Annotated in this window: 16 protein-coding genes; 9 read left to right on the forward strand and 7 right to left on the reverse strand. The window is 62.8% G+C overall.

Annotated elements, in window-relative coordinates; all coding sequences use genetic code 11:
• Positions 1-425: 425 nt before the first annotated feature.
• From ACLHHB_RS01600 to ACLHHB_RS01610, 3 genes are all read left to right on the forward strand, one after another.
• On the forward strand, positions 426-1,577 hold the full coding sequence (locus ACLHHB_RS01600) for a sugar transporter (protein ID WP_410216531.1): 1,152 nt from the start codon (positions 426-428) through the stop codon (positions 1,575-1,577).
• Positions 1,574-2,260 carry an ABC transporter ATP-binding protein gene (locus ACLHHB_RS01605; RefSeq protein WP_410216532.1) on the forward strand — a complete coding sequence of 229 codons (687 nt, stop codon included), beginning with the start codon at positions 1,574-1,576 and terminating at the stop codon, positions 2,258-2,260. Before ACLHHB_RS01600 ends, ACLHHB_RS01605 begins: the two co-directional genes overlap by 4 nt.
• A gap of 93 nt (positions 2,261-2,353) precedes the next feature.
• On the forward strand, positions 2,354-3,529 hold the full coding sequence (locus ACLHHB_RS01610; RefSeq protein WP_410216533.1) for an NAD-dependent epimerase/dehydratase family protein: 1,176 nt from the start codon (positions 2,354-2,356) through the stop codon (positions 3,527-3,529).
• Positions 3,530-3,572: 43 nt separating this feature from the next.
• Here ACLHHB_RS01610 and ACLHHB_RS01615 read toward each other — a convergent pair whose 3' ends face one another.
• Together ACLHHB_RS01615 and ACLHHB_RS01620 are read right to left on the reverse strand one after the other, a co-directional pair.
• Positions 3,573-4,391 (reverse strand): alpha/beta fold hydrolase, encoded by an 819-nt coding sequence (locus ACLHHB_RS01615; RefSeq protein WP_410216534.1) that lies wholly within the window; start codon positions 4,389-4,391, stop codon positions 3,573-3,575.
• Between the two features lie 72 nt (positions 4,392-4,463).
• Positions 4,464-4,847 carry a DUF2147 domain-containing protein gene (locus ACLHHB_RS01620; protein ID WP_410216535.1) on the reverse strand — a complete coding sequence of 128 codons (384 nt, stop codon included), beginning with the start codon at positions 4,845-4,847 and terminating at the stop codon, positions 4,464-4,466.
• A 136-nt stretch (positions 4,848-4,983) separates the two neighbouring features.
• On the opposite strand from ACLHHB_RS01620, the gene hisA reads away from it, so the two are divergent.
• From hisA to aat, 6 genes are all read left to right on the forward strand, one after another.
• Positions 4,984-5,700 (forward strand): 1-(5-phosphoribosyl)-5-[(5-phosphoribosylamino)methylideneamino]imidazole-4-carboxamide isomerase, encoded by a 717-nt coding sequence (hisA, locus tag ACLHHB_RS01625; protein WP_410216536.1) that lies wholly within the window; start codon positions 4,984-4,986, stop codon positions 5,698-5,700.
• A 77-nt stretch (positions 5,701-5,777) separates the two neighbouring features.
• Entirely contained in the window at positions 5,778-6,539 is a 762-nt protein-coding gene (hisF, locus tag ACLHHB_RS01630; protein ID WP_410216537.1) for an imidazole glycerol phosphate synthase subunit HisF, read from the forward strand.
• Positions 6,536-6,850 carry a phosphoribosyl-ATP diphosphatase gene (locus ACLHHB_RS01635; RefSeq protein WP_410216538.1) on the forward strand — a complete coding sequence of 105 codons (315 nt, stop codon included), beginning with the start codon at positions 6,536-6,538 and terminating at the stop codon, positions 6,848-6,850. Before hisF ends, ACLHHB_RS01635 begins: the two co-directional genes overlap by 4 nt.
• A 115-nt stretch (positions 6,851-6,965) precedes the next feature.
• Positions 6,966-7,475, forward strand: coding sequence for an acetyl-CoA carboxylase biotin carboxyl carrier protein (accB, locus tag ACLHHB_RS01640; protein WP_410216539.1), 510 nt, complete (start codon positions 6,966-6,968; stop codon positions 7,473-7,475).
• Between the two features lie 5 nt (positions 7,476-7,480).
• Complete coding sequence (gene accC / locus ACLHHB_RS01645) at positions 7,481-8,827, forward strand: acetyl-CoA carboxylase biotin carboxylase subunit (RefSeq protein WP_410216540.1); 1,347 nt, start codon at positions 7,481-7,483, stop codon at positions 8,825-8,827.
• Between the two features lie 4 nt (positions 8,828-8,831).
• Positions 8,832-9,464, forward strand: coding sequence for a leucyl/phenylalanyl-tRNA--protein transferase (aat, locus tag ACLHHB_RS01650; RefSeq protein ID WP_410216541.1), 633 nt, complete (start codon positions 8,832-8,834; stop codon positions 9,462-9,464).
• Here aat and ACLHHB_RS01655 read toward each other — a convergent pair.
• The 5 genes from ACLHHB_RS01655 to ACLHHB_RS01675 all read right to left on the reverse strand — a co-directional run bounded on the left by ACLHHB_RS01655 (position 9,410) and on the right by ACLHHB_RS01675 (position 12,782).
• Positions 9,410-9,781, reverse strand: coding sequence for a DUF2155 domain-containing protein (locus ACLHHB_RS01655; RefSeq protein ID WP_410216542.1), 372 nt, complete (start codon positions 9,779-9,781; stop codon positions 9,410-9,412). The genes aat and ACLHHB_RS01655 overlap by 55 nt on opposite strands.
• Entirely contained in the window at positions 9,778-10,266 is a 489-nt protein-coding gene (locus ACLHHB_RS01660; RefSeq protein WP_410216543.1) for an outer membrane lipid asymmetry maintenance protein MlaD, read from the reverse strand. The genes ACLHHB_RS01655 and ACLHHB_RS01660 overlap by 4 nt, the downstream gene beginning before the upstream one ends.
• 1 nt (position 10,267) lies before the next feature.
• Entirely contained in the window at positions 10,268-10,642 is a 375-nt protein-coding gene (locus tag ACLHHB_RS01665) for an NADH:ubiquinone oxidoreductase subunit NDUFA12 (protein WP_410216544.1), read from the reverse strand.
• 82 nt (positions 10,643-10,724) lie between these two features.
• On the reverse strand, positions 10,725-11,990 hold the full coding sequence (gene clpX / locus ACLHHB_RS01670) for an ATP-dependent Clp protease ATP-binding subunit ClpX (protein ID WP_410216545.1): 1,266 nt from the start codon (positions 11,988-11,990) through the stop codon (positions 10,725-10,727).
• A gap of 159 nt (positions 11,991-12,149) precedes the next feature.
• On the reverse strand, positions 12,150-12,782 hold the full coding sequence (locus ACLHHB_RS01675; RefSeq protein ID WP_410216546.1) for an ATP-dependent Clp protease proteolytic subunit: 633 nt from the start codon (positions 12,780-12,782) through the stop codon (positions 12,150-12,152).
• Between the last annotated feature and the right edge of the window lie 118 nt (positions 12,783-12,900).

Below are 12,900 nucleotides of genomic sequence, written 5' to 3' on the forward strand. Positions count from 1 at the left end.
CAGGCTGCCAAAGCTGCGGTGCTTGCGCACCTCTTTCAGGACGCGGGGGTGTTCCGGGTCGCGGCGCCGCGGCAAGGGAACAGAGGACGGATGGGATGGAAGACTGTCGGACATGGGACCGCGCCGGCGCCTTGTGCTGATCACGATCCTGGCAACGGATCGGTGCTGGAACTGTTCAAGGCGCTTATGTATGACAGCGGCCAAGAGATCAACAAGACAGGCGGGAAAAGCGCATGTCCGCCCAGGACCAGAAACCCGGCAATCAGGCCCTGCAGGCTGTCGGAGCTTCCTCATCTCCACCGGCAAAACCTGCCGCGCATCCTGCTCAGGCAAAAGGCCCGCAAGGGCAGCCGGCGCCTCAGGGCCAGGGCAGCAAGCCCATGCCCGGCGCGGGCGGCAACCGGCCCAACCAGCCGGGCCCCCTGATGCAGAAACGCATACAGGCGGCCATGCAACAGCCCGTGCTGCCGCCGGCCAGTCCCGCCCAGCTGAAACCGCGCCATTACGGCATGGCCATCAGCTTTGTCCTGCTGGTGCTGATCCCGTCGATCATCAGTGCGGTTTATCTTTATACCCGTGCGGCCGATCAGTACGCATCCTATGTGGGCTTTTCGGTGCGCAGCGAGTCGGCGGCCAATCCTGTCGACATGCTGGGTGGCCTAGGCTCGCTGGTCGGCGCCAGCTCGACCACGGACACGGACGTTCTTTACAAGTTCATCCAGAGCCGCGACCTGGTGGAGCGGGTGAACGAGCGGCTGGACCTGCGTGCCATCTGGTCCAAGGCGCCCGACGATCCGATCTTCCGTTTTCGCGGAAACAGCGCCCTGGAAGACCTGGTGTCGGAATGGGAACGCAAGGTTCGCATCTATTACGACAATGGAATGATCGACCTGCGCGTCCTGGCGTTCGAGCCGCAGGACGCGCAGGACATCGCGAGGGCGATCCTGGACGAGGGCGGCATCCTTATCAACCAGCTGAACGACATCGCCCGCGAAGATGCCCTGCGCTATTCTCGCGACGAACTGGAGCGCGCGCAGGAGCGTCTGCGGGAGGCACGCCAGTCGGTGAGCGAGTTCCGCAACCGTTATCAGCTGGTCGACCCCAGCGCGGACGTGCAGGGGCAGATCGGCGTCGTCAGTTCCCTCCAGCAGCAGTTGGCGGAACAACTGGTCTCGCTGGGCCTTCTGCGCGCCAATGCGCAGCCCGAGGATCCGCGCATCAGCCAGACCGAGTTGCGCATCCAGGTGATCCGCGAGCAGATCGATTCGGAACGGCAGAAGTTCGGCTCCAACAGCAACGACGTGGCGTTGTCGGATGTGGTGGGCCAGTACGAGATCCTGGCCGTGGACCGGCAGTTCGCCGAAACGAGCTATACCGCCGCCCTGGCCAGCTATGAGGTCGCGCGGGCCGAGGCCGTTCGCCAGTCGCGCTATCTGGCGCCCTATATCCGGCCGACGCTGGCGCAGGAAGCCGAATTTCCGGAACGCTTCAAGCTGATGGTGATGATCGCCGGTTTCCTGTCGCTGATCTGGATCATCGGCAGCCTGATCTTCTACAGCCTCCGCGACCGCCGATGATCCACCTGCAGAACCTCTGCAAGACCTATACGCTGAAGGGCCGCCACAAGGTCGTGGCAGACGATATCACCGCGACCTTTCCGTCGGGGGTGTCGGTGGCGCTGCTGGGCCGCAACGGGGCCGGCAAGTCGTCGCTGCTGCGGATGATTTCAGGGGCGATGCTGCCGACATCGGGCAGGATCCTGTCCACCGGCTCGATCAGCTGGCCCGTTGGCTTTGCAGGTTCGTTCAATGGCGAGCTGACAGGTGAGCAGAATTGCCGCTTCGTGGCCCGCGTTTATGGCGTGGACACGGAAGAACTGCTGCACTTCGTCGAGGATTTTGCCGAACTGGGCGACCATTTCCGGCTGCCCATCCGCACCTATTCCTCGGGAATGCGCTCTCGCCTGGCGTTCGGCCTGTCCATGGCCGTTCCCTTCGACACCTATCTGGTGGACGAGGTGTCGGCCGTCGGTGATGCGGCCTTCAGGGCCAAGTCGAATCGCGTCTTCAACGAACGCATGCAGGATGCAGGGGCGATCGTAGTGGCCCACTCGATGGGCATGCTGCGCGAAACCTGTCATGCAGGGGCCGTCCTGGAGAACGGCAAGCTGACCTTCTTCGACGATATCGAGGACGCGATCGCGGCACATCTGGACAACATGCACCAGGCGCAGGCTGCGCAAGTCTCTGCCGGTTCATGACGGTTCCGTGGCATCCTTGAAACAGACGCTGGTGCGCCGTCGGACAGCCCTCTACACATTGTCGCAGACTGATCTCTTTCTGTAAGGCAATGCATGAAGATCATCGTACTGGGCGGAGACGGTTTCTGCGGCTGGCCCACCGCTCTTCACCTGTCCGCCCGCGGCCATGAGGTCGTGATCGTCGACAACCTGTCGCGCCGCAAGATCGACGTCGAACTGGAAGTCACTTCGTTGACCCCGATCCTGCCCTTGGGCGCCCGCGTCCGTGCCTGGCAGGAACTGACGGGTCAGACGATCCGGGTCGAGACCCTGACCGTCGGAGAGGACTACGACCGTCTTCTGGCCCTGTTGCAGCAGGAATGCCCCGATGCTATCGTGCATTTTGCCGAACAGCGCGCCGCGCCCTATTCGATGAAATCCAGCCGGCACAAGCGCTATACCGTCAGCAACAACCTGAACGCGACAAACGACATCTTGGCCGCCATTGTCGAATCCCGCCAGGATATCCACCTGGTCCACCTGGGCACGATGGGTGTTTATGGTTACGGCACGGCGGGAATGAAGATCCCCGAAGGTTATCTGGATGTCACCGTGCAGACCGCCTCGGGGCCGCACCAGCAGCAGATCCTTTATCCGGCGAATCCCGGGTCGATCTATCACATGACCAAGACGCAGGATCAGCTGTTCTTCTTTTACTACAACAAGAATGACGGGCTGCGGATCACCGATCTGCATCAGGGCATTGTCTGGGGAACACAGACAAAGGAAACCCGGATGGATGACCGGCTGATCAACCGCTTCGATTACGACGGCGATTACGGAACGGTGCTGAACCGGTTCCTGATGCAGGCAGCCGTGAACTATCCGCTGACGGTGCATGGGACCGGCGGACAGACGCGGGCCTTTATCCACATTCAGGATACCTGCCGCTGTGTCGAACTGGCGCTGCTGAACCCGCCCATTGCCGGGGATCGGGTCCAGATCCTGAACCAGATGACGGAAACCCACCGGGTCCGCGATCTGGCCCAGATGATCGCCGACCGGACAGGGGCCGAAATCGCCTTCCTCGCGAACCCGCGCAACGAAGCGGACGAGAACGACCTGCATGTGGTCAACGACCGCTTTCTGGGTCTCGGGCTGCAGCCGATCAAGCTGGCCGACGGCCTGCTGGCCGAGGTCGAGGAAATTGCCCGCAAATATGTCGACCGTTGCGACCGGGACAAGATACCCTGCGTCTCGCAGTGGCGTCCGCAGGCGGCCGCAGAATGAAGCAATGACGCCAGTCCGGCAGGGACCGGCGTCGCGCCCTGTCTTACCCCAGGAAGGTCTTGAGGTCGTCCAGCAACCGCTGGCCATGCGTGGCAGGCAGACCATGAGGGGCGCCATCATACTCGATCAGCCTGGCGGACGGCACCAGCTTGGCCAGTCGATGGGCGGTCGGTTCGATCGGAACGATCTTGTCGCCCGTGCCGTGGATGACCAATGTCGGAACCCGGATCTGCTGCACATCGGCCGTGAAGTCCGTTGTACCAAAGGCCGTCACGCAGTCGAGTGTGGCCTTGGGGCTGGCCATCATGGCCATGTCCCAGGTCCAGTCCAGCACCGCGTCGCTGACACCGCCCTTGGGTGTGCCCTGACCATAAAAATCCTCGAAGAATTCCGCCAGAAAGTCCGGGCGGTCCTGCCGCAGACCGGCGTTCATCTCCTCGAACAGACTGGCCGGGGCGCCTTGGGGATTGTCGGACGATTTCAGCATGCCCGGAGCCACTGAGGACACAAAGACGGCCTGGGCGATCTTGCGGCCTTCATGGCGGGACATATAGCGGGCAACCTCACCCCCACCCATGGAAAAACCCACGATGGCCGCATCCTCGAGAGCCAGCGCATCGATCACGTCCGCCAAATCGTCGGCAAGGGTATCATAGTTCATGCCGACCCAAGGCTGTTCGGACCGGCCAAAGCCGCGCCGGTCATAGCTGATGACGCGATACCCGGCCTCTGCCAGACCCACGGCCTGCGTTTCCCAAGCATCCGCGTTCAAGGGCCAACCATGGATCAGGACCACCGGGCGTCCCTGCCCCCAGTCCTTGACGTAGAGCTTCGTGCCATCTCTGGCGGTGATCATCGGCATCATCCGTTCCTTTTCGAACCCGTTGCCGGTGGAACGCTGGAGGACAGGCCGGGTTTCACCTTTTGGTGCAGGTCACTGCACCTTGACCCAGGTCTGGCTCTTGCAGATCAGGCCCCCTGCGACACAGCCCGACAGGCTCATCCGGTTGCCCGAGACACTGGCCTTGCCGGCGTAAACCTTGTCATTGGCCGGACGCCAGACACGACCCTGATATGCGCCGCCGCCTTGCGGGGCCATGTCGATGACAATCTGCCGTCCCAGGCTGGGCGACTGATATTCCGCCCCTTCCTTGAAGGTCCGGCTGATGGTGCCGCAAAAGGCTGCACCGCAAGGGACGATGGTGACATGGGCAAAGGCGCCCTCGTCCGGTTGGGTCTGCCAGATGCCTTCGATCGGGTCGGCCATGGCCGTGCCGGCCCCCATGGCCAAGACGGCCGCAAGAATGATGTGACGCATGATCTCTCCTCCTCAGGATGATCCAGATGAGCCCGCACTCCTCCCCCGTGCAAGCATGACGTGAGGTCGGGGTCTTTACGTTGCCGGCCGCCCCGTGGCAAAGGAAGCGCGACAGCCCACGAACGGAGCGTGCGACATGATCCTTTATCCCGCCATCGACCTGAAGGACGGCAACTGCGTCCGGCTGCTGCGCGGCGACATGGAGGCTGCGACCGTCTTTGGCAGCGATCCCGCCGCCCAGGCCCGTGCCTTTCAGGATGCCGGTGCCGAATGGCTGCATCTGGTGGACCTCAACGGGGCGTTCGAGGGCAAGCCCGTCAATGCCGCTGCCGTCGAGGCGATCCTGTCGGCCATCGATATCCCGACCCAATTGGGGGGCGGCATCCGCGACATGGCCACGATCGAGACTTGGCTGACCCGGGGCCTGACGCGCGTCATCCTGGGCACCGTGGCGGTCGAGAACCCCGATCTGGTGCGCGAAGCCGCCGATGCCTTTCCCGGACGTATCGCCGTCGGCATCGATGCGCGCGCCGGTCGGGTCGCCACGCGGGGCTGGGCCACGGAAACCGATGTCACCGCAACCGACCTCGCGCGTCGGTTCGAGGACGCAGGCGTGGCCGCGATCATCTATACCGACATCGACCGGGACGGCGCGATGGGGGGCCCCAACATCGTGGCCACGGAGGCCTTGGCGCGCGCCGTGTCCATTCCCGTGATCGCCTCGGGCGGGGTCTCGTCGCTGGCGGATCTGACGGCGCTCGCCCGGACAGGCATCATCGCGGGAGCGATCTCGGGACGCGCGCTGTATGACGGAGCGCTGGACCTGGAGGAAGCGCTGGCCGCACTGGCCTGACACACCGTGCGGGCGCCGTTCTGGTCCCGCACCCTGCCCGCGTGAGAAGCGTTCAGCACGACGAAAGGCCCGCCCCCATGCTCAAGACCCGCATCATTCCTTGTCTCGACGTGGCGGACGGCCGCGTGGTCAAGGGTGTCAATTTCGTCGACCTGATCGACGCGGGCGACCCGGTCGAGGCGGCACGCGCCTATGACGCGGCCGGCGCGGACGAGATCTGCTTTCTGGACATCCATGCCACGCATGAAAACCGCGGCACCATGTTCGACCTTGTGACACGAACGGCCGAGCAGTGCTTTGTGCCGCTGACGGTCGGCGGTGGCGTGCGCAGCCACAACGATGTGCGTGCATTGTTGCTGGCGGGCGCAGACAAGGTCAGCTTCAACTCGGCGGCCGTGGCTGATCCCGACGTGGTGGCCGCCGCCGCTGACCGTTTCGGCAGCCAATGCATCGTCGTGGCCATCGACGCCAAGACCGTGGCGGACGGTCGGTGGGAAATCTTCACGCATGGTGGACGCAAGTCGACCGGGATCGACGCGGTCGAATTCGCCCGCACGGTCGAGGCAAAGGGTGCCGGAGAGATCCTGCTGACTTCGATGGACCGTGACGGTACGCGGTCGGGGTTCAACCTGCCCCTGACGCGCGCCATTGCCGATGCGGTCAATGTCCCGGTCATCGCCTCGGGCGGTGTCGGCACGCTGGACCATCTGGTCGAAGGGGTGACCGAGGGCCATGCCAGCGCGGTTCTGGCGGCTTCGATCTTTCATTTCGGCACGCATACCATTGCCGAGGCCAAGGCCCATATGGCTGCAGCCGGTATTCCGATGAGGCTGACATGACCGCCCTGCAACGCCTGGCCGCCACCATCGAGACACGCAAGACCGCCGACCCCGAAAGCAGCTGGACGGCAAAGCTGCTGGCCAAGGGCCCCGAAAAATGTGCCGAGAAGTTCGGTGAGGAAGCTGTCGAGGCCATCATCGAGGCCGTCAAGGGCGATCAGGCCCGGCTGACTTCGGAGGCCGCCGACGTGATCTTTCACCTTCTGGTGATGCTGGCGGCCCGTGATGTCACCCTTGATGACGTCGAGGCTGAACTTGCCCGTCGCGAAGGCGTTTCCGGCCTGCAGGAAAAGGCTTCACGGGCGGACTGAGCCCACAAATGCGCCGGGACGATGCCAAACCCTTCCCCTCGGAAGGGCATAAAGGCTATAAGCCCGCAACCGCCGCGGCTGAACGCGGCACGACACGACCATGGCAGAGGACGGCATGAGCAACGATTCCCCCGACGGCAAGCATCACGAAGGCGACGTGGCCTTCATCCAGTCGCTGGCGCAGCTTCTGAACGCCAGCGAGTTGAACGAGATTTCGGTCAAGCGGGAATATGGCGAGCATGACCGCCTGACCGTCAGCCTGTCCAAGCAGGGCAAGCAGGTCGTCTACGCGCAGGCCGCTGCCCCGGCCCCTGCATCCGCGGCCGCACCGGCGGCGCCCTCGGCAGGCCTGCCCGCCGCCGCACCGGTCAGCGCCGATCCGGCCAGCCTGCCGGGTGCCGTCACATCGCCCATGGTGGGCACGGCCTATTTGTCGGCCGAACCCGGCGCCACGCCCTTTGTCACCGTCGGTCAGAGCGTCGCCGAGGGCGACACGCTGATGATCGTCGAGGCGATGAAGACCATGAACCACATTCCCGCCCCCCGGGCGGGTACGGTGCGCCGCATCCTGGTCGATGACGGCAACCCGGTCGAGTTCGGCACGCCCCTGATGATCGTCGAGTGATCCGCATGTTCGACAAGATCCTGATTGCCAACCGGGGCGAGATCGCGCTGCGCGTGATCCGCGCCTGCCGCGAGATGGGGATCGCCTCGGTTGCGGTCCATTCCACCGCCGACGCCGATGCCATGCATGTCCGGATGGCCGACGAGTCGGTCTGCATCGGTCCGCCTTCGTCGTCGCAAAGCTATCTGTCGATGCCCGCACTGATTTCGGCCTGCGAGATCACGGGCGCACAGGCGATCCATCCGGGTTACGGCTTTCTTTCCGAAAACGCCGGCTTCGTTCAGATGCTGGAAGACCACGACATCACCTTCATCGGCCCGCGCGCGGAACATATCCGTATCATGGGCGACAAGATCACCGCCAAGGACACGATGAAGGCCCTAGGCGTTCCCTGCGTGCCTGGCAGCGAAGGCGGCGTGAACGACGTGGACGAAGCCATGCGCGTCGCGGCCCAGATCGGCTATCCGGTCATCATCAAGGCCACGGCGGGCGGTGGCGGCCGCGGCATGAAGGTGGCGCAGGACGAGGCCAGCCTCGAAGTGGCGTTCCGCACTGCGCGTGCCGAAGCCAAGGCCGCCTTCGGCAACCCCGACGTTTACATTGAAAAATACCTCCAGCGCCCGCGCCATATCGAGATCCAGGTGTTTGGAGACGGCAAGGGTCGGGCCGTGCATCTGGGCGAACGCGACTGCTCGCTGCAGCGCCGCCACCAGAAGGTTCTGGAAGAAGCGCCCGGCCCCGTCATCACCGCAGAACAACGCGACCGGATCGGACGCGTTTGTGCGGATGCCGTGGCCAAGATCGGTTATTCGGGCGCCGGCACGATCGAGTTCCTGTTCGAGGACGGCGAATTCTACTTCATCGAGATGAACACGCGCCTGCAGGTCGAACATCCGGTGACCGAGGCCATCTTCGGGGTAGATCTGGTCCGCCAGCAGATCCGGGTCGCCGCAGGTCTACCCATGGAGTTCCATCAGGACGATCTGGTGATCAACGGTCATTCGATCGAGGTGCGGATCAATGCGGAAAAGGTGCCGGGTTTTTCGCCCTGTCCGGGTAAGATCACCCAGTATCATGCACCTGGCGGACTTGGTGTGCGGATGGATTCAGCCCTTTATCAGGGTTATTCGATCCCCCCTTATTACGACAGCCTGATCGGCAAGCTGATCGTTCACGGCCGCGACCGGAACGAGGCTCTGGCCCGCCTGTCCCGCGCCTTGGGCGAATTGATCGTGGATGGCATTGACACGACAGTTCCACTGTTCCGCGACCTTCTGGAGGAACGCGACATCCAGTCGGGAAATTATTCGATCCACTGGCTCGAGCGCTGGCTGGCGCAGCATTACGCCTGAGGCCGTGGTGCTGACGCCGGGGCAATTGCTGAACGGTTACGCGCGCGGCGTGTTTCCCATGGCCGAGAGCGCCGATGACGACCGCTTGTTCTGGTTCGATCCCCCGATGCGGGGGGTCGTTCCGATTGACAAGGTCCACGTTTCTCGCTCGCTCCGCCGCGATCTGCGCCGCGGCGGCTGGACGGCCCATCTGGATGGCGATTTCGACATGATCGTGGCAGCATGCGGAAATCGGGAAACGACCTGGATCAATATCCCGCTGGCGCGGCTTTATTCCCGCCTCCACGCCACGGGTCATGCGCATGCCATCGAAATCCGGCGGAATGGGCACTTTGCGGGCGGCCTCTTCGGCGTCACGCTCGGCGGGGCATTCTTTGGCGAATCGATGGTGTCGGCGCAGGTCAACGGCTCGAAAATGGCATTGATCTGGGCCTCGGCGCATCTTGCACGCTGTGGCTTCACTCTGTTCGATACGCAATTCCTGACACCACATCTGGCGCGGATGGGTGCGATCGAAATTCCTCGGCTGCTCTATCGGGCAAACCTGTCACGAGCACTTCGACGCAAGGCAGATTTCAGGTCTCAGCCGTTGCTATCGGCAGAACGGCTGCTGCAGGACATGACCCAGACATCATAGCGTGCGTCGTCAAGGGCAGATAGAGCGGGGGCGCTTGCAATCATCCAGCCGCTGAATACGGTCGTGTTCTGCCTCAGGTCAGTGATCGTCATCTGCGCAAAGGCATCCGAACTGGGATCGGCGGCAGGGTAACGACACTCCCCCAGACGCAACTCGAGCCTGCCATAGCGCACCGCCTCTCCGACCTGAAGCGGAAGGTCTGTCGTGCGGCCTGACACCTTGTCCAATCCCCGCAACATCGCGCCCTCGGCGCGCACCGTATCCTGGGCATAGGCCGGGCCAGCCGCCAGCATCAGGCACAGGAGCGCCCGCATCATGGAGTAGCCTCACCGGGCGGGTCGTTGCTTGACTGGCTGTCAACGAACTTCAGCATCAGTTGCAGAAGGCTGACTGCACCCTGAACATCCTCGATCTCGTCCCCCGGCGCGAGGTTATCAAGGCTGCCCCCCGGCTGCAGTTGAATATAGGCACCACCCAAAAGACCATCGGACTGGATCAGGGCCGCGCTATCCACGGGCAGCTCAATCCCCAAGGGAATCTGGAGAACAGCGTCTGCCATATAGGTTTGACGATTAAGCTGTATGTCCGCAACCCGGCCAACTGGAACCCCGGCCAAACGAACCTCTGTTCCGATACGGACGCCATCGACATCAGGGAACGAGGCCGTCACTTGATACCCGCCTTGGCCAGTCATGCGCCCCTGCGCGGCCCAGACCAAAAAACCTGCTGCCACGGCCAGCACTATGCCGCCTGCGATCAGTTCAGCTTTCGCCTCACCCCGATGGGCAGATGTGGCATTCATCCTATTCCGGCTGCCACGCATCATAATCGGAGCGCTTTTCAGGCTGAACCCGTAGCAGCGAACCGGCGGGCACATAGGCACCGGCCGTGCCAGTCAGGTTCGGCTTGTGCGGCTGTTCCCACGACTTGTGAAGCAAGGGCGCCGTGGTGGGAGGCTCATTCCAGGTATGATGCAGCCACCCGTGCCATTCCGGGCTGATCTGGCTGGCTTCCGCTTCGCCCTTGTAGATGACCCAACGGCGCTTTCCGATCTTGTCGGTATAGAAGATGTTGCCCAGATGATCCTCGCCTACGCGGATACCGGACCGCCAGGTCCAGAACTGGGTGTTGAGCGTCTGGCTGTTCCACCAGGTCAAAGCGCGCAGCAGAAAGGACATCGACAGGACCCTTACCAATCAGATTTGACGAACCTATGCCCGACCACGACCCGAAGGTCCAGCCATGGACAGCCCAGCCGGATCACCCGGCCGAAGCGCTGCCCTTCTTGGCATCGGCATGGATCAGCAGCGGCTTGGCGGAAGTATTGTCGACGGCTTCCTCGTTGACCACGACCTCTTCGACGCTGTCCAATCCCGGAAGTTCGAACATGGTGTCCAGCAGGATCTCCTCCATGATCGAACGCAGGCCCCTTGCCCCGGTTTTCCGCTTGATCGCGCGTTTGGCAATCGCCGTCAGCGCGTCTTCGGTAAAGGTCAGCTGCACACCTTCAAGGTCGAACAGGCGCTGATACTGCTTGACCAGAGCGTTTTTCGGCTTGGTCAGGATGATGATCAGCGCTTCCTCATCCAGATCGGTCAATGTGGCAATGACCGGCAGACGGCCGACAAATTCGGGAATCAGGCCAAACTTCAGAAGATCCTCGGGCTCCAGCTCCTTGAAGGTCTCGCCCACGCCCTTGTCGTCGTTTTCCTTGACGGAGGCGCCGAAGCCCATCGCCGTGCCCTTGTTGCGCTGCGCGATGATCCGGTCCAACCCTGCAAAGGCGCCGCCACAGATGAAAAGGATGTTGGTCGTGTCCACCTGCAGGAATTCCTGCTGGGGATGCTTGCGACCGCCCTGCGGCGGCACGCTGGCCACGGTGCCTTCCATGATCTTCAGCAGTGCCTGCTGAACGCCTTCGCCCGAAACGTCGCGGGTGATTGACGGGTTGTCGGACTTGCGCGTGATCTTGTCGACTTCGTCAATGTACACGATTCCACGCTGCGCCCGCTCGACATTGTACTCGCTGGACTGAAGCAGCTTGAGGATGATGTTCTCGACATCCTCGCCCACGTAGCCGGCCTCGGTCAGCGTGGTCGCGTCGGCCATCGTGAAAGGCACATCCAAGATCCGCGCCAGCGTCTGCGCCAGCAGCGTCTTGCCGCAGCCCGTCGGACCGATCAGCAGGATGTTCGACTTGGCCAGTTCAATGTCAGTCTTGGAGCCATGGTTCAGCCGCTTGTAGTGGTTGTGAACGGCGACCGAGAGCACGCGCTTCGCATGCTCCTGCCCGATCACATAGTCGTCAAGAACACCGCAGATCTCGCGCGGGGTTGGGACACCATCACCGGACTTCAACCCGCTCGTCTTGGTTTCCTCGCGGATGATGTCCATGCACAGTTCGACGCATTCATCGCAGATGAACACGGTTGGCCCCGCAATCAGCTTGCGTACCTCATGCTGGCTCTTGCCGCAAAAGCTGCAATAGAGCGTGTTCTTGCTGTCGCCGCCGGACTGGTTCGCCATCGTCCATTTCCTTCACTGCCGTCACGCGGATCTGCGTTTCGGGCGACGGCGGCCTGGTACCGCGCGCCGCATCTTCGGGTCGCCTGCGACGGATCGGCCGCCGCAGGTAGTTCACACCATGTTAGGGACGAGCCCCGCTCGTCACAATCCCCAACACGCCTATTTCTTCTCGACTTCTGCCTTGCCACGGGGTGCAACGACCTCGTCGATCAAACCCCAGTCCTTTGCCTCTTCAGGCGACATGAAACGATCCCGCTCCAAGGCCTGCTCGACCTCTTCCAGGGTGCGGCCGGTATGCGTGACGTAGATCTCGTTCAGGCGGCGCTTCAGCTTCTCGGTTTCCCGCGCATGGATCAGGATGTCGGTGGCCTGGCCCTGGAATCCGCCGGACGGCTGGTGAACCATCACGCGGCTGTTGGGCAGCGAATAGCGCAGGCCCTTTTCCCCGGCCGCAAGCAGCAGCGAACCCATGGACGCCGCCTGCCCCACCACCAGCGTCGAAACGCGCGGCCGGATGTACTGCATCGTGTCATAGATCGACAGGCCCGAGGTTACGACGCCGCCCGGGCTGTTGATATACATGCTGATGTCCTTGGACGGATTCTCCGCCTCGAGGAACAGAAGCTGCGCGCAGATCAGGGTGGACATGCCGTCATGGACCGGACCCGAAACAAAGATGATCCGTTCCTTCAGCAGCCGCGAGAAGATGTCGTAAGCCCGTTCCCCGCGAGAGGTCTGTTCGACCACCATGGGAACGAGGGTGTTCATGTAGAATTCTGCCGGATCGCTCATCGTCTGTCCTTGCTGTCTGTCCCTGGTCCCCGCGATTCGTCCGGGCGTGAACCCCTGTCTTAGCCGCGATAGGTTGACAGAGTCTTAGTAACCGGCAAGGTCAGCCGCAAGGGATGGA

The organism is Paracoccus sp. (in: a-proteobacteria) (assembly GCF_046462195.1).
In the GTDB taxonomy this organism is placed as follows: domain Bacteria; phylum Pseudomonadota; class Alphaproteobacteria; order Rhodobacterales; family Rhodobacteraceae; genus Paracoccus.